This window comes from Streptomyces shenzhenensis, from assembly GCF_021462265.1.
GTDB classification, from domain to species: Bacteria; Actinomycetota; Actinomycetes; order Streptomycetales; family Streptomycetaceae; genus Streptomyces; species Streptomyces shenzhenensis.
This window is the reverse complement of record NZ_JAJONF010000008.1, coordinates 95292-111893: the sequence shown is the minus strand read 5'-3', so window position 1 is coordinate 111893 and position 16602 is coordinate 95292. Positions and strand designations below refer to the sequence as shown.

The following is a 16602-nucleotide window of genomic DNA, read 5'->3' as shown; positions in this document are numbered from 1 at the left end:
CTCCATGACCACCAAGGCCCAGAAGAGCGACGACGGCAAAGTACGCGGCCGGTTTCTGCTGAAGCTGTCCGGAGAGGCCTTCTCCGGTGGCGGCGGCCTGGGCGTGGACCCCGACGTGGTGCACAAGATCGCCCGTGAGATCGCGGCCGTGGTCCGCGACGGCGCGCAGGTCGCCGTCGTCATCGGCGGCGGCAACTTCTTCCGCGGCGCCGAGCTCCAGCAGCGCGGCATGGACCGGGCCCGCTCCGACTACATGGGCATGCTCGGCACCGTCATGAACTGCCTCGCCCTTCAGGACTTCCTGGAGAAGGAGGGCATCGACAGCCGGGTGCAGACCGCGATCACCATGGGGCAGGTCGCCGAGCCGTACATCCCGCTGCGCGCCGTGCGCCACCTGGAGAAGGGCCGCGTGGTCATCTTCGGCGCCGGTATGGGCATGCCGTACTTCTCCACCGACACCACCGCCGCCCAGCGCGCCCTGGAGATCGACGCCGAGGCCCTGCTCATGGGCAAGAACGGCGTGGACGGGGTCTACGACTCCGACCCCAAGACCAACCCGGACGCCGTCAAGTTCGACTCCCTCGGCTACGGCGAGGTCATCACCCGCGAGCTCAAGGTCGCCGACGCCACCGCGATCACGCTCTGCCGCGACAACAAGCTGCCGATCCTGGTTTTCGAGCTGCTGGTGGAGGGCAATATCGCGCGTGCCGTCAAGGGTGAGAAGATCGGCACGCTGGTGGGTGAACACGGCAGCCGGGACTGACCGGCACCGCCTGACGCGCCCTGACCGGGGGATGGACAATGACATGCCGGTCGGGAAACGTCGGGGAAAGAAGACGCGACGCAGCCGGCCGCCGCCCCGCAACGGAACCGCAGCCGGGCCTTACTCAAGACACGCAGGAGCAAGTGGTGATCGAAGAGACCCTCCTCGAAGCCGAGGAGAAGATGGAGAAGGCCGTCGTGGTCGCCAAGGAGGACTTCGCCGCGATCCGCACCGGCCGTGCGCACCCGGCGATGTTCAACAAGATCGTGGCCGACTACTACGGCGCGCCGACGCCGATCAACCAGCTGGCCTCGTTCTCCGTGCCGGAACCGCGCATGGCGGTCGTGACCCCGTTCGACAAGACGGCCCTGCGCAACATCGAGCAGGCCATCCGCGACTCGGACCTGGGCGTCAACCCGAGCAACGACGGCAACATCATCCGGGTGGTGTTCCCCGAGCTCACCGAGGAGCGCCGCCGCGACTACATCAAGGTCGCCAAGAGCAAGGCGGAGGACTCCCGGGTGTCCATCCGTTCCGTGCGCCGCAAGGCCAAGGACGCGATCGACAAGCTGATCAAGGACGGCGAGGTCGGCGAGGACGAGGGCCGCCGCGCAGAGAAGGAGCTCGACGACACCACCGCGAAGTACGTCGCGCAGGTGGACGAGCTCCTCAAGCACAAGGAAGCGGAGCTTCTCGAAGTCTGATGAGCGACTCATCCTGGGGAGCCCCGCCGCACGCCGGGCCGCATGCCGGGCAGGCCGGATCACCGGCCGGGTACTGGGGACCGACCGATCAGGGCATGGGCCACGGGTACGACCACGGTCAGGGCCACGGGCCGGACGCCGGGCAGGGGTACGGCCCCGGCCCCGGCCAGGGGTACGTCCCCGGCCCGGCCCAGGGTCCTGGCCAGGGGTACGACCCCGGTCGTGCCCACGGTTATGACCAGGGGCATGTCCAGGGAGCCGTCCCGGCGGGTCCCACGTACGATGCGCACAGCGCGCAGCAGACTCGCCCCATGCCCGTCGTGCCCGACGACGTACCCGCGTACGGCTCGGACCAGGACGACGACCGGGGGGCCGCTCGGCTGAGCGGCCCTCTGTTCCGAGACGAGACGTTCCGCAACGACGCATCGCCGGCGCAGCCTCTGCCGTACGCGGCGGCGCCGCAGAATCAGGAGCCCATGCCCGACGTCCCCCAGCCGGCGCCCGCGCCGCAGAAGAAGAGCGCGGGACGCGATCTGGGCGCGGCCATAGGGGTCGGCGTCGGACTCGGCGTCGTGATCGTGGCGTCCCTGTTCGTCGTCAAGGCCGTCTTCGTCGGTGTCGTGGCGGTCGCGGTCGTGGTCGGCCTGTGGGAGCTGACCAGCAGGCTCCAGGAGCGCAAGGGCATCAAGGCGCCGCTGGTCCCGCTGGCACTCGGCGGCGCGGCGATGGTGGTGGCCGGCTACGCCCGGGGTGCCGAGGGCGCCTGGGTCGCCCTGGCGCTCACCGGGCTCGCGGTTCTGGTCTGGCGGATGACGGAACCGCCGGAGGGCTATCTCAGGGACGTCACCGCCGGCCTCTTCGCGGCGTTCTACGTCCCGTTCCTGGCGACGTTCGTCGCGATGATGCTCACCGCCGAGGACGGCCCCTTCCGGGTGCTGACCTTCCTGCTCCTCACGGTGGTCAGCGACACCGGCGCCTACGCGGTCGGCTGGCGCTTCGGCACCCACAAGCTCGCCCCGCGCATCAGCCCCGGCAAGACCCGCGAAGGCCTGGTCGGCGCGGTGCTGTTCGCGATGGTCGCGGGCGCGCTGTGCATGCAGTTCCTGATCGACGACGGCACCTGGTGGCAGGGCCTGCTGCTGGGCCTCGCGGTCGCGGCCAGCGCCACCCTCGGCGACCTTGGCGAGTCCATGATCAAGCGCGACCTGGGCATCAAGGACATGGGCACGCTGCTGCCGGGCCACGGGGGCATCATGGACCGACTGGACTCGTTGCTGCCGACGGCTCCGGTGGTGTGGTTGCTGATGGTGCTGTTCGTGGGGAGTGGCTGATCCACCCAGACGCACCCAGACGCACGTCGGCAGCGGCCGGCGTACAGCTGTCGTCAGGGAGCCCCCGTCCTTCGCAGGGCGGGGGCTCCCCGACTTTGACCTGCGCGGCCCTCGACACTGACCTGGGCGGCCTCCGAACGCACGGTCGCGGGCCACCTGAATTGATCTGCGACACTGGTACCACCATGCCCAAGCCCGGAGAACTCACTTTCGTCGCGCCGCGCGGAGCCAAGAAGCCGCCGCGGCATCTCGCTGATCTCTCGCCCGCCGAGCGCAAGGACGCGGTGGCCGAGGTCGGGGAGAAGCCGTTTCGTGCCAAGCAGCTCTCGCAGCACTACTTCGCGCGGTACGCGCAGGACCCCGAGCAGTGGACGGACATCCCGGCCGGCTCGCGGGACAAGCTGCGGGAGGCGCTGTTCCCCGAGCTGATGACGGTCGTACGGCATCTGTCGACCGACGAGGGGACGACACGCAAGACGCTGTGGCGGCTGTTCGACGGGACGCTCGTCGAGTCGGTGCTGATGCGCTACCCGGACCGGGTGACCATGTGCATCAGCTCGCAGGCGGGCTGCGGGATGAACTGCCCGTTCTGCGCGACCGGTCAGGCGGGGCTGGACCGTAACCTGTCCACCGCCGAGATCGTCCACCAGATCGTCGACGGGATGCGGGCGCTCAGGGACGGCGAGGTGCCCGGCGGACCCGCGCGGCTGTCGAACATCGTCTTCATGGGGATGGGCGAGCCGCTCGCCAACTACAAGCGGGTCGTCGGAGCCATCCGGGCGCTCACCGACCCCGCCCCGGACGGGCTCGGCCTCTCGCAGCGCGGGATCACCGTCTCGACCGTCGGACTGGTCCCGGCCATCCACCGGTTCGCCGACGAGGGCTTCAAGTGCCGGCTCGCGATCTCCCTGCACGCCCCCGACGACGAACTGCGCGACACCCTCGTCCCCGTGAACACGCGGTGGAAGGTGCGCGAGGTCCTCGACGCCGGGTTCGAGTACGTCGAGAAGAGCGGGCGGCGCCTGTCGATCGAGTACGCGCTCATCCGCGACATCAACGACCAGGCGTGGCGCGGTGACCGGCTGGGCCGCCTGCTCAGGGGCAAGCCCGTGCACGTCAACCTCATCCCGCTGAACCCCACGCCGGGTTCGAAGTGGACCGCGTCGCGGCCGGAGGACGAGAAGGCGTTCGTCGCGGCGATCGAGGCGCACGGTGTGCCGGTGACGATCCGGGACACCCGTGGGCAGGAGATCGACGGCGCCTGTGGTCAGCTCGCGGCCACCGAGAGGTAATCTGAGGGCCGTACGACACATCTTCATATTCCGACAGGGGAGCGCCACAGCGCTGAGAGTGCGGCAATCGGGCCGCAGACCCTCTGAACCTCGCCCAGGTCATTCTGGGTAGGAAGTTCGGTCATCACTCAAGCTGTTGCGCCCTGCCCGGGTTCCCGGGCGGGGCCGCGTCTCTTCCTGGTCCGCCCCAGGAGGAAAACACCAGTGCACACCAAGACCTTCGTGGCCGTGGCCGTAGGGCTCGGTCTCGTCACGCTGTCCGCGTGCTCGTCATCGGGTACCGAGGCCGACTCCAAGACCGTCACCCTGGTCAGCCACGACTCGTGGGCCGTCTCCAAGAACGTGCTCCAGGACTTCGAGAAGCAGTCCGGCTACCAGGTGAAGGTCCTCAAGGACGGCGACGCCGGACAGGCCGTCAACAAGGCGATCCTGACCAAGGACAACCCGCAGGGCGACGTCTTCTTCGGCGTCGACAACACCCTGCTCTCCCGCGCCCTCGACAACGGTCTCTTCCAGCCGTACGAGGCCAAGGGCCTCGACCGGGTCGGCAAGGCGTACCAGCTTGACGCGGCCGAGCACAGGGTCACGCCCGTCGACTACGGCGACATCTGCGTCAACTACGACAAGGCGTACTTCAGCGAACACAAGCTGACCCCGCCGACGTCGTACGCCGATCTCGTCAAGCCGCAGTACAAGAACCTCCTCGTCACCGAGAACGCGGCCACCTCCTCACCGGGGCTCGGCTTCCTGCTCGGGTCCGCCGCCCGGTACGGGGACAGCGGCTGGCCGGACTACTGGAAGAAGCTCCAGGCCAACGGCGTCAAGGTCGTCGACGGCTGGGAGCAGGCCTACAACGAGGAGTTCTCCGGCTCGGCCGGCGGCAAGAAGGCCAAGGGAGACCGGCCGCTCGTGGTGTCGTACGCCTCCTCCCCGCCCGCCGAGGTGATCTACGGCGACCCGAAGCCCAGCACCGCGCCCACCGGCGTCGCGACCGGTACCTGCTTCCGGCAGATCGAGTTCGCCGGGCTGCTGAGCAACGCGAAGAACACCAAGGGCGGCAAGGCGTTCATCGACTTCCTGGTCTCCAGGGAGTTCCAGGAGGACATGCCGTTGAACATGTTCGTGTACCCGGTGGTCGAAGGGGCGAGCGTGCCCGCCGAGTTCACGAAGTACGGTCCCGCCGCGAAGGACCCCGAGACCATGGCGCCCGCGAAGATCGCCGCCAACCGTGACCAGTGGGTCAAGACGTGGACGTCACTCGTACTGAAGTAGCGCCCGGCAAGGGCCGTTCGGGGAGCGCGGCGCGGCTCGGTCTGCTGGCCGTGCCCGTCGCGTTCTTCGGCGTCTTCTTCGCCTGGCCGGTCGCGGCGATCGTCACGCGCGGGCTGAAGGCCGACGGGGCGTGGCGGTTCGGGAGGATCGCCGACGTCGTCGGGCAGTCCGACATCCGGCACGTGCTCTGGTTCACCACCTGGCAGGCGCTCGCCTCCACCGCGCTCACCCTGCTGGCAGCGCTGCCCGCCGCCTATGTCTTCGCCCGCCTCGACTTCCCGGGCAGGCAGGTGCTGCGGGCCGTCGTGACGGTTCCCTTCGTACTGCCGACGGTCGTGGTGGGGACCGCCTTCCTCGCGCTCGTCGGGCGGGGCGGACTGCTGGACGAACTGTGGGGGGTACGGCTCGACACCACCGTCTGGGCCATCCTGCTGGCGCACGTCTTCTTCAACTACGCGGTCGTGGTACGGACCGTGGGCGGTCTGTGGGCCCAGCTGGACCCCCGGCAGGAGGAGGCCGCCCGGATGCTCGGCGCCTCCCCGGCGGCCGCCTGGCGGAAGGTCACCCTGCCCGCGCTCGCGCCCGCCGTGGCCGCCGCCGCGCTGATGGTGTTCCTGTTCACCTTCACCTCCTTCGGCGTGGTGCAGATCCTCGGCGGGCCGACGTTCGCCACCCTCGAAGTGGAGATCTACCGGGAGACCTCCGAGATCTTCGACCTCTCCACGGCCGCCGTCCTCACCCTCGTGCAGTTCGCCGCGGTCGGCGCGATCCTGGCCGTGCACGCCTGGACGGTACGGCGGCGGGAGAGCGCGCTCCGGCTGGTGGACCCGTCGGTGACGGCCCGCCGTCCGCGCGGGGCGGGGCAGTGGGCGCTGCTCGGCGGGGTCCTCGCCACCATCGCCGTACTCCTCGTGCTGCCGCTGGCCGTGCTGGTACGGCGGTCGCTGGACGGGGGGTTCGGGTACTACCGGGCGCTGGGCGACGCCGACGGCGGGACCTTCCTGGTCGCGCCGATCGAGTCGGTGGCCAACTCCCTGGAGTACGCGGTCGCGGCCACCGCCGTCGCGGTGGTGATCGGCGGGCTCGCCGCCGCCGCGCTGGCCCGGCGGGACGCGGGGCGGCTGGTACGGGGGTTCGACGCGCTGCTGATGCTGCCGCTCGGGGTGTCCGCCGTGACCGTCGGATTCGGGTTCCTGATCGCGCTCGACAGGCCGCCGCTGGATCTGCGCCAGTCCTGGATCCTCGTCCCGCTGGCGCAGGCGCTGGTCGGCGTGCCCTTCGTCGTGCGGACCATGCTGCCCGTGCTGCGGGCCGTGGACGAGCGGCTGCGGGAGGCGGCGGCCGTGCTCGGGGCGTCGCCCTGGCGGGTGTGGCGGGAGGTCGATCTGCCCATGGTGCGGCGGGCGTTGCTGATCGCCGCGGGCTTCGCCTTCGCGGTGTCGCTGGGGGAGTTCGGGGCGACCGTGTTCATCGCGCGGCCCGACAACCCGACCCTGCCGGTGGCGGTGGCCCGGCTGCTGTCCCGCCCCGGTGACCTCAACTACGGCCAGGCGATGGCCCTTTCCACGATTCTGATGGTGGTGTGCGCGGTGGCGCTGCTGGTTCTCGAGCGGCTGCGGACCGACCGGACGGGGGAGTTCTGATGCTGCTGACTCTCGACGCGGCCACCGTGCGGTTCGGCGGGCGGGCGGTGCTCGACGCCGTCGGCCTGAAGGTGGCCGAGCACGAGGTGGTGTGCGTGCTCGGGCCCAGCGGAAGCGGCAAGTCGACGCTGTTGCGGGCGGTGGCCGGGCTGCAACCGCTGGCTTCCGGGCGGGTGTTGCTCGACGGGCACGACCAGGCGCGGGTGCCGGCGCACCAGCGGGGGGTCGGGCTGATGTTCCAGGACCATCAGCTCTTCCCGCAGCGGGACGTGGGCGCGAACGTGGCCTTCGGGCTGCGGATGCGTGGCGCCGGGAAGGCGGAACAGGCCGAGCGGGTCGGTGAGTTGCTCGCGCTGGTGGGGCTTCCGGGGGCGGCCCGGCGGGCCGTCGCCGGGCTCTCCGGCGGGGAACAGCAGCGGGTGGCGCTCGCCCGGGCGCTGGCGCCCCGGCCCCGGCTGCTGATGCTCGACGAACCGCTGGGGCAGCTCGACCGCTCGCTGCGGGAGCGGCTGGTGGTCGAACTGCGTGAGCTGTTCGGGCGGCTGGGTACGACCGTGCTCGCCGTGACGCACGACCAGGGCGAGGCTTTCGCGCTGGCCGACCGGGTGGTCGTGATGCGGGACGGACGGATCGCCCAGTCCGGTACGCCCCTGGACGTCTGGCAGCGGCCCGCGGACGAGTTCGTGGCCCGCTTCCTCGGCTTCGACAACGTGGTCCCGGCGACCGTCGAGGGCACGGTCGCGGTGACGCCGTGGGGGAAGGTACCGGTGCCCGAGGGCTCAGGGCAGGGGACGCGGACCGTGCTCGTCCGGCCGGCCGGCGTCCGGCTGGTCGCCGCCGACGCGGGACTGCCCTGCACGGTGGCCGCCCGCACCTTCAAGGGCACGCACGTCACGGTCCACCTCCAGCCCCAGGACGGCCCCCGCCTGGAGGCGGCCTGCGCGCTGCGGTCGGCGCCCGGGGCCGGGGACGCGGTGGGCGTGGAGTTCGACGCGGCGGAGACCGTCGTTCTGGACTGAGGCCTTCACGGGTACGGCCGAGGCCCGCCCCCGGGGGATACGGGGGGCGGGCCTCGGCCGTGTAAGGGTGAGAGGCGCGTCAGTTGCCGCTGTGCGCCCCACGACGGCGCATGCCGAACCACACCGCGCCACCGCCGACCACGACCAGCGTGGCCGCGATACCGGCGATCAGGCCGGTGTTGGAGTTGGCGCCGGTCTCGGCGAGGTTCGACTCACCGACGGCCGGGGAGGGGGCGTTGTCCGACGTGCTCGCCGGGGCGGTGGTGCTGTCCGAGGCCGACGGGGCCGGGGAGTCCGACTCGGCCGGGGTGGACTCGGACGCCGACGGCGACGGGGTGGCCGACTCCGACGGGGAAGGGCTGGAGCTTTCGTCGGTGGAGCAGGCGGTGGAGGGGGTGGTCAGGTTTTCCTTGATGTCCGCGTCGACCTGGTTGCCGGCCTTGACATGAATGCGGTAGACGGCGTTCGGGGCCCAGTTCTCGGCGAAGGTGATGGCGACACCCTTGCTCGAACCCTTGACGTTCTGCTGGCCCACCTTCTTCGCGTCCGCGCCGTTCTCCTCCAAGAAGACGGACACGATCGCGTTCGTACCGGAGGCGTCGACGTCGGTGACGGTGATGACGCCCTTGGCGCCGTCGCACTTGGCTTCGGCCGAGAACTCGGAGATGTTGCACGCGAGGGCGCTGCTGGAGACGCCCAGGACCAGCGCGGCCGACGCGGAGGCAACACCCAGGATGCGCACGGAACGGCGTGCACTGCGGCGGGATATGGACACGTTTGTCCTTACTGAGTGCATAACTGGGGGGTATAGAGGGAATTGACGCGACGGTGCGGTGAGGCATCAGAATCCCCAAGAGGCTCACAGGTCTATAAGCGCTCCGTAAGCAGTGTCAATGCATATGTGGTCCACGGGCGTTGACTTTACCCGCTCATTAATCGCTGAGACGTTTCAGCGCTTGTGAAGCTTGCTCGATCCGGTCAACCAGGGCGATACGGGACGCCATTGCCCGCTCCCCCGCGAGCGAGGTCAGCAACTGCCAGGCCGGCAGCCGTTCGCTCCAGTGCGCCTCGTTCACGAGCACCATCGGGGTCGGCTCGCCCCGCGACTCGTAGTAGTTGGGCGTCGCGTTGTCGAAGATCTCCTGTACGGTCCCGGCGGCGCCCGGCAGGAACACCACACCGGCGTTGGAGCGGGCCAGCAGGCCGTCCTCGCGGGTGGCGTTGGCGAAGTACTTGGCGATGTACGCGGCGAAGGCGTTCGGCGGCTCGTGGCCGTAGAACCAGGTGGGGATGCCGACCGACGGACCACCGTCCGGCCAGCGCTCGCGGACCTCGAAGGCGGCGCCCGCCCAGTCGGTGATCGAGGGCCGGAACGACGGCGCCTTGGCGAGGAGTTCCAGGGCCTCGTCGAGCATCCCGTCGTCAAAGGGTGCCGCGTACGCGCCGAGGTTCGCCGCCTCCATCGCGCCCGGCCCGCCGCCGGTCGCCACCATGAAGCCGTCCCGCGCGAGCTCCCGGCCCAGCCGGGCGGCACCGGCGTACTCCGCGGTGCCGCGCGCCATGGCGTGCCCGCCCATCACGCCCACCACGCGGGCGCCGACGAGGAGTTCGTCCAGCGCGTCGGAGACCGCGTCGTCGTGGATCGAGCGCAGCATCGAGGCGAATATGTCACCGTCCGCCGTGGTCTGCCGGAACCAGGCGTACGAACGCGCGTCCGGGGTCGCCTCGTAGCCCGCGTCGAGCGATTCGAACAGTTCCTCGGGTGAGTGGACGAAGGGGCGGTACGGGTCGAAGGGGAGGTCCGGGACCGGCGGGAACACCAGTGCGCCGGACGCGCCGATCCGGGCGGCGGCCTCCGGGGACATCGGGCAGCCGAGGAACACGGCGCCGGCGGTGTCGGTGGTCAGCAGGACGTCCGTACGGTCCGTCAGATCGACGGCCTGAACCCGGTACTGGCCGAGTGTGCCGTGGGTGGCGACAACCTCGTCGAACTCGGCGAGGGACTCGATCTCACGGTCGCGGGCGGCCCGGTGGTGCGGGTGCTCGGGGCGCGGTTGGGCGGGTGTCGGATGCACCCGCCCATGCTAGGCAGGCGTCAGCCCTGCACCGCCGCCGGGTCCATCCACACGACCTCCCAGCTGTGGCCGTCGAGGTCGTCGAAGGAACGGCCGTACATGAAGCCCTGGTCCTGGACGTCGTCATGCGCCGTGCCGCCGGCCGCGACCGCCTTCTCCACCAGCTCGTCGACCTTCTCACGGCTCTCCGCGCTCAGGCAGATCAGCACCTCACTGGTCTTCGTCGAGTCGGCGATCTCCTTCTTCGTGAAGTCGGCGTAGCGCTGCTTGCTCAGCAGCATCGCGATGATCGTGTCGCTGATCACGACACAGGAGCAGTCGTCGTTGCTGAACTGCGGGTTGATCGAGTAGCCGAGCTCCGTGAAGAACTTCCGCGACGCGGCGACGTCGTCGGTGGCCAGGTTCACGAAGATCATCTGCTGGTACATGGCGGTCTCTCCCTCGGGGTGTCATGTCGTTCGCGGGGGTAGACCGGGGGGCGCGGCGAAAGTCATCGCCGGGTGCGGATTTTTTTCGTACGGATTTTTCAGCGTGCGAGCGGGAGCGCGGCGAGCTCGGCGATCAGCAGGGTGAGGGCGCCGAAGAAGATCAGCAGGGTCCCGGCGCGCAGGGCCGCCGCGGCCCGCAGCATGGCCGCCGGGGCGCCGAGGCGGAGCAGGGCAGCGGTGGTCTCCGCGCGGAACTGGCGGGCCTCCGCGGCGGCGATGAGCAGGGTGGCGACCGTGCAGCCCGCCACCACCAGGACGCCGAGGGCGGTGAGGGGGCCGAAGCCGGCGGTCCCGCCGTAGCCGTAGACCGTGGTGGCCGCGAACCCGGCCGACGCCACCGCGCCGACGACGCCGAGGGGGCGGCCGACGCGGGTGGCCTCCGCCATCAGGACACGGCCGGCGAGGAGGCGGCGGGCGCCGGGGCGGACGGCCTGCAGGAGGTGGCCGCAGAGGTGGGTGAGGCCCGGGGCGGCGAGGATCACGCCGAGAGCGGTGAGGGCCCACCCGGCGAGGACGCCGGCCGGGCCGCCCGCCAGGCCGCCGGGGAGGGTGGTGTGCGGGGCGGTCTCGTCGAGGCCGGCGTAGGACTCCGCGGCGAGGCCCGCGGCGAGGACGGCGATGCCCCAGGGGAGGCCGGGGGGCGGGGCGGTGGGGAGGTAGGGGAAGTCGGGGAGGGGGGCCGGGGTGTCGTCGGCAAGGTCGGCAGGGGCGGGGTGGGATTCGCTCACCGGCGCTTGCTGGGTGCCTGCCCCAGAGGGGGTGTCCCCAGCGCCCACCGGCCCCCACGCTCGGCTTTCCTCGCGCGGGGGGACCCCCGTCGCCCCGGCGGCACGACTGCCCGCGGGATGAAGCGACGGCTGGGCGCCGCGCACGGGGTGGAGGGGTGGCTGGGTGCCGTTCTCCGCCGGGGCGCGGGTCGGCTGGGGTGGGCGGGTGAAGAGGCGGGCGCCGAAGCGGCCGTAGGCGCCGAAGGATTCGGTGGTCCTTTTCCGGGTGAGGGTGCCGAAGCGGCCGGGGGTGTGCGGGCGGGCCGCCGGGGCGGGGACGTCTCGTGGGCGGAGCGCGAGGGCCACCGCGCTGGACGCCAGTACCGGGGGGACCGTGAGGAGAGTCAGGGCCGCCGGGAGGGGCAGCGACCTGTGGACGGCCAGGAAGTCCTTCGCCGCGCCGCCGAAGGGCATGCCCGTGGGGTCGCCACGCAGGTGGAGGAAGAACAGAAGCGCCAGCAGGCAGCCCAGGGCACAGGCGACGGCCGTGTTGAGGGCGGCGACCGCCATCAGGCGGGCCGGACCGAGGCCGAACGCCGAGAGACCGGAGCGCGGCTTGGCGCCGGGGTCGGTGCGGGCCACCGCGACCGCGAGGTGCACCGTGGCGGCGAGCGGGACCGCGCACCAGGACAGGCGCAGGAGCGCCGCCGTCGAGTGGGCCGGGTGGGTCAGCCCGTAGCCGAGGGCGGACAGCAGCAGGAAGCCGGTGCCGGCGGCCGCCGCGGCCACCAGGAGGCGGCGCAGGTGCACGGCCGGCCGGGCGGGGAGGGTCAGGCGGAGAGCGAGCACGCGGCCCGGCCTTCCGCTTCGGCGACCGGCGGCAGGTGGACCGTGTTCACCCGGCGGCCGTCCAGGAGCGCGACCTTGCGGTCGGCAAGGGCCGCCGTCTCCGCGTCGTGCGTGGCGAGGGCGACCGTGATGCCGTGCGAACGGGCCGCCGTGGTGAGGGTGCGCAGGACATGGGCGCGGTCGGCGCGGTGCAGCGGGGCCGTCGGCTCGTCCGCGAAGAGGACCGTGGGGGCGGGGGCCAGGGCACGGGCGATGGAGACGCGCTGGCGTTCGGCCTGCTGGAGCTCGGCCGGGTGCTTGCGGGCCTTGTCGCCGACGTCGAGGCGCTCCAGCCACTCCAGCGCCGCCACCTTGGCCCGGCGCCGGCCGGTCCCGCGCAGCATCAGCGGCAGGGCCGTGTTCTCCCAGACGTTCAGCTCGGGGACGAGCGTCGGGGCCGGGTCGATCCAGCCGAAGCAGTCGCGGCGCAGCCGTTCGCGGGCGAACGGGCCCATCCGGTGCACGGCCTTGCTGTTGAACCAGACCTCGCCGCCCTGCGCCGGGACCAGACCGGCCAGGCACCTCAGCAGCGTCGTCTTGCCACTGCCGCGCGGGCCGCTGACGGCGAGGATCTCGCCCTCCCGCACGCCGAGCGAGACACCGGAGATGCCGGGCGAGCCGTCCTGGTGGCGGAAGTGCAGGGAGCGTGCCCACAGCACGTCGTTGTCCGGCGGGGCCTCCATGGGCGTACACCTCGGTTCTGATCCGTTTGCCGTGCCATCCCACGCGCGGGGGAACGAAAGGCTGGGCCGGTCGGTCACGTGCACGCTAGGCAAGGTCGGGGCTGGAGCCCGGACAGCACACGGCCCCGGGCCGCCGTTCTCACTCGAACGGACGGCGCCGGGGCCGGATCAGACCGCTGCTCCGATGATCAGAGCTTCGTCCACGCCTCCGAGAGGGTGGCGCGCAGGATCTGCTCGATCTCGTCGAAGGTCTCCTGGTTGGAGATCAGCGGCGGGGCGAGCTGGACGACCGGGTCGCCGCGGTCGTCGGCACGGCAGTACAGGCCGTTCTCGAACAGGGCCTTGGAGAGGAAGCCGTACAGGACGCGCTCGGTCTCCTCGTCGTTGAAGGACTCCTTGGTGGCCTTGTCCTTGACGAGCTCGATGCCGTAGAAGAAGCCGTTGCCGCGGACGTCGCCGACGATCGGCAGGTCGTGCAGCTTCTGGAGCGTGGAGAGGAAGGCACCCTCGTTGTCGAGGACGTGCTGGTTGAGGTTCTCGCGCTCGAACAGGTCGAGGTTGGCGAGGCCGACCGCCGCGGAGACCGGGTGGCCGCCGAAGGTGTAGCCGTGCAGGAAGGTGTTGTCGCCCTTGTAGAACGGCTCGGCGACGCGGTCGGAGACGATGCACGCGCCGATCGGGGAGTAGCCCGAGGTCATGCCCTTGGCGCAGGTGATCATGTCCGGGACGTAGCCGAACTTGTCACAGGCGAACATCGTGCCCAGGCGGCCGAAGGCGCAGATGACCTCGTCGGACACGAGCAGCACGTCGTACTGGTCGCAGATCTCGCGCACGCGCTGGAAGTAGCCGGGCGGGGGCGGGAAGCAGCCGCCCGCGTTCTGGACCGGCTCCAGGAAGACCGCGGCGACGGTGTCCGGGCCCTCGAAGAGGATCTGCTGCTCGATCTGGTCGGCGGCCCAGCGGCCGAAGGCCTCCGGGTCGTCACCGTGGATCGGGGCGCGGTAGATGTTGGTGTTCGGGACCTTGAAGGCACCGGGGACGAGGGGCTCGAAGGGAGCCTTCAGGGCCGGCAGGCCGGTGATCGACAGGGCGCCCTGCGGGGTGCCGTGGTAGGCGACCGCGCGGGAGATGACCTTGTACTTGGTCGGCTTGCCCTGGAGCTTGAAGTACTGCTTGGCGAGCTTCCAGGCGGTCTCGACGGCCTCGCCGCCGCCGGTGGTGAAGAAGACCTTGTTCAGGTCGCCGGGCGCGTGGTCGGCCAGCCGCTCCGCCAGCTCGACGGCCTTCGGGTGGGCGTACGACCACACCGGGAAGAACGCCAGCTCCTGGGCCTGCTTGAAGGCGGTCTCGGCGAGTTCCGTGCGGCCGTGACCGGCCTGGACCACGAACAGACCGGCGAGACCGTCGAGGTAGCGCTTGCCCTTGTCGTCGTAGATGTAGGTGCCCTCGCCCCGGACGATGGTCGGGACGGGCGAGTTCTCGTACGAGGACATGCGGGTGAAGTGCATCCACAGGTGGTCGTACGCGGTGCGGCTGAGGTCCTTCTGGGTCACGGTTATCGGGTTCCCCACATATAGGTCTGCTTCTTCAGCTTCAGATAGACGAAGCTTTCGGTGGAGCGCACGCCGGGCAGTGCCCGGATGCGTTTGTTGATGACGTCCAGCAGGTGGTCGTCGTCCTCGCACACGATCTCCGCGAGGATGTCGAACGAGCCCGCGGTCATCACCACGTACTCGACTTCCGACATGCCGGTCAGCGCGTCCGCGATCGACTCGACATCGCCCTCGGCGTTGATGCCGACCATCGCCTGCCGGCGGAAGCCCACGGTGAGCGGGTCCGTGACGGCGACGATCTGCATGACGCCCTGGTCCAGCAGCTTCTGGACGCGCTGGCGCACGGCCGCCTCCGACAGGCCGACGGCCTTGCCGATCGCGGCGTACGGACGGCGGCCGTCCTCCTGGAGCTGCTGGATGATGGCGAGGGAGACGGCGTCCAGCTGGGGGGTGCCGTTCCTGGACTCGCGGGACGAGTCCCTCTGGTCTGCGCTTCGACTGGCCACGAGCACACTGTGCACGACGTCTCGACGGTTCCGCAAGGCCGCATCGATGAAATTCGTTGTTTGGGGTGGCGTGGATTGCGGATTTCGCAGAAGTGGCCGCCGTGGGGGTGTTGAAAACGTGGGATCTCGGATTACTGTGGGTGTCTCAGCGAATGGACACCCGAACTTGGAGGGCCGGCAGTGAGCACCGAGCTGCGTCGTCTGCGCAATTACATCGACGGTGAGTTCCGGGACGCCGCCGACGGGCGGACCACCGAGGTGGTCAACCCCGCGACCGGCGAGGCGTACGCGACGGCCCCGCTGTCCGGGCCGGCGGACGTCGACGCCGCGATGGCGGCCGCCGCCGCGGCCTTCCCGGCGTGGCGGGACAGCACCCCGGCCGAACGGCAGAAGGCCCTGCTGAAGATCGCGGACGCGTTCGAGGAGCGGGCCGAGGACCTCATCGCGGCGGAGGTGGAGAACACCGGCAAGCCGACCGGGCTCACCCGCTCCGAGGAGATCCCGCCGATGGTCGACCAGATCCGGTTCTTCGCCGGCGCGGCCCGGATGCTGGAGGGCCGGTCGGCCGGTGAGTACATGGAGGGGATGACCTCCATCATCCGCCGCGAGCCCGTCGGCGTCTGCGCGCAGGTCGCGCCCTGGAACTACCCGATGATGATGGCCGTGTGGAAGTTCGCCCCGGCGATCGCCGCGGGCAACACCGTCGTGCTGAAGCCGTCGGACACCACCCCGGCGTCGACCGTCCTGATCGCCGAGATCATCGGGGAGATCCTCCCCAAGGGCGTCTTCAACGTCGTCACCGGCGACCGGGACACCGGCCGCCTGATGGTCGAGCACCCGGTCCCGGCCATGGCCTCCATCACCGGTTCGGTACGGGCCGGCATGTCGGTCGCCGAGTCCGCGTCCAAGGACCTCAAGCGCGTCCACCTGGAGCTGGGCGGCAAGGCGCCGGTCGTCGTCTTCGAGGACACCGACATCGCCAAGGCCGTCGAGGACATCTCCGTCGCGGGCTTCTTCAACGCCGGCCAGGACTGTACGGCGGCGACCCGGGTCCTCGTCCAGGAGTCCATCCACGACGAGTTCGTGGCGGCGCTCGCGAAGGCCGCGGCCGAGACGAAGACCGGGCAGCCGGACGACGAGGACGTGCTGTTCGGGCCGCTCAACAACCCGAACCAGCTCAAGCAGGTCTCCGGCTTCATCGAGCGGCTCCCCGCCCACGCCAAGGTCGAGACCGGCGGGCAGCGGGTCGGCGACAAGGGGTACTTCTACGCGCCGACCGTCGTCTCCGGGCTCCGGCAGGACGACGAGATCGTCCAGAACGAGGTCTTCGGCCCGGTCATCACCGTCCAGTCCTTCACGGACGAGGACCAGGCCGTGGAGTGGGCCAACGGCGTCCAGTACGCCCTCGCGTCCTCGGTGTGGACCAAGGACCACGGGCGCGCGATGCGGATGTCCAAGAAGCTGGACTTCGGCTGCGTGTGGATCAACACGCACATCCCGCTGGTCGCGGAGATGCCGCACGGCGGGTTCAAGAAGTCCGGGTACGGCAAGGACCTGTCGGGGTACGGGTTCGAGGACTACACCCGGATCAAGCACGTGATGACGTCGCTGGAGGGCTGAGCCCCCCCACGTCTGTGGCACTGCCCGGGGGCGAGCAGTACCCCGGGCAGTGCTGTGC

15 protein-coding genes are annotated in these 16602 nt (G+C 70.7%); 8 read left to right on the top strand and 7 right to left on the bottom strand.

Annotation, left to right across the window (positions count from 1 at the left end):
• The first annotated feature begins 4 nt into the window (after nt 1-4).
• From pyrH to LQ326_RS13720, 7 genes are all read left to right on the top strand, one after another.
• Nucleotides 5-763, top strand: a complete 759-nt coding sequence (gene pyrH, locus LQ326_RS13750; RefSeq protein ID WP_234536127.1) for a UMP kinase — start codon at nt 5-7, stop codon at nt 761-763.
• 146 nt (nt 764-909) lie between these two features.
• Nucleotides 910-1467, top strand: coding sequence for a ribosome recycling factor (gene frr, locus LQ326_RS13745; RefSeq protein ID WP_234536124.1), 558 nt, complete (start codon nt 910-912; stop codon nt 1465-1467).
• Entirely contained in the window at nt 1467-2798 is a 1332-nt protein-coding gene (locus tag LQ326_RS13740) for a phosphatidate cytidylyltransferase (protein WP_234536122.1), read from the top strand. Before frr ends, LQ326_RS13740 begins: the two co-directional genes overlap by 1 nt.
• Nucleotides 2799-2983: 185 nt before the next feature.
• Complete coding sequence (gene rlmN / locus LQ326_RS13735) at nt 2984-4090, top strand: dual-specificity RNA methyltransferase RlmN (RefSeq protein WP_181805530.1); 1107 nt, start codon at nt 2984-2986, stop codon at nt 4088-4090.
• Between the two features lie 204 nt (nt 4091-4294).
• Entirely contained in the window at nt 4295-5362 is a 1068-nt protein-coding gene (locus tag LQ326_RS13730) for a thiamine ABC transporter substrate-binding protein (protein WP_234536120.1), read from the top strand.
• Between the two features lie 44 nt (nt 5363-5406).
• A complete protein-coding gene (locus LQ326_RS13725; RefSeq protein WP_234536406.1) occupies nt 5407-7005 on the top strand; it encodes an ABC transporter permease in 1599 nt (532 codons plus the stop codon).
• On the top strand, nt 7005-8024 hold the full coding sequence (locus LQ326_RS13720; protein ID WP_234536118.1) for an ABC transporter ATP-binding protein: 1020 nt from the start codon (nt 7005-7007) through the stop codon (nt 8022-8024). The genes LQ326_RS13725 and LQ326_RS13720 overlap by 1 nt, the downstream gene beginning before the upstream one ends.
• Before the next feature lie 79 nt (nt 8025-8103).
• On the opposite strand, the gene LQ326_RS13715 is transcribed toward LQ326_RS13720, so the two are convergent.
• The 7 genes from LQ326_RS13715 to LQ326_RS13685 all read right to left on the bottom strand — a co-directional run bounded on the left by LQ326_RS13715 (nt 8104) and on the right by LQ326_RS13685 (nt 14939).
• Nucleotides 8104-8820, bottom strand: a complete 717-nt coding sequence (locus LQ326_RS13715; protein WP_268207018.1) for an LAETG motif-containing sortase-dependent surface protein — start codon at nt 8818-8820, stop codon at nt 8104-8106.
• Nucleotides 8821-8956: 136 nt separating this feature from the next.
• Nucleotides 8957-10099 (bottom strand): LOG family protein, encoded by a 1143-nt coding sequence (locus LQ326_RS13710; RefSeq protein WP_234536114.1) that lies wholly within the window; start codon nt 10097-10099, stop codon nt 8957-8959.
• Between the two features lie 20 nt (nt 10100-10119).
• Complete coding sequence (locus LQ326_RS13705; RefSeq protein ID WP_234536112.1) at nt 10120-10527, bottom strand: VOC family protein; 408 nt, start codon at nt 10525-10527, stop codon at nt 10120-10122.
• A gap of 98 nt (nt 10528-10625) precedes the next feature.
• Nucleotides 10626-12143: a hypothetical protein gene (locus tag LQ326_RS13700; protein WP_234536109.1), complete on the bottom strand. Its 1518-nt coding sequence runs from the start codon at nt 12141-12143 to the stop codon at nt 10626-10628.
• Nucleotides 12125-12865 (bottom strand): ABC transporter ATP-binding protein, encoded by a 741-nt coding sequence (locus LQ326_RS13695; RefSeq protein ID WP_234536107.1) that lies wholly within the window; start codon nt 12863-12865, stop codon nt 12125-12127. Before LQ326_RS13695 ends, LQ326_RS13700 begins: the two co-directional genes overlap by 19 nt.
• Before the next feature lie 188 nt (nt 12866-13053).
• Nucleotides 13054-14436 (bottom strand): aspartate aminotransferase family protein, encoded by a 1383-nt coding sequence (locus LQ326_RS13690; protein ID WP_234536104.1) that lies wholly within the window; start codon nt 14434-14436, stop codon nt 13054-13056.
• Nucleotides 14421-14939, bottom strand: a complete 519-nt coding sequence (locus LQ326_RS13685; protein ID WP_234536403.1) for an Lrp/AsnC family transcriptional regulator — start codon at nt 14937-14939, stop codon at nt 14421-14423. Before LQ326_RS13685 ends, LQ326_RS13690 begins: the two co-directional genes overlap by 16 nt.
• Nucleotides 14940-15104: 165 nt before the next feature.
• Between LQ326_RS13685 and LQ326_RS13680 the strand changes: the two genes are divergently transcribed.
• Complete coding sequence (locus LQ326_RS13680; RefSeq protein ID WP_234536101.1) at nt 15105-16544, top strand: gamma-aminobutyraldehyde dehydrogenase; 1440 nt, start codon at nt 15105-15107, stop codon at nt 16542-16544.
• The last annotated feature ends 58 nt before the right edge of the window (nt 16545-16602 follow it).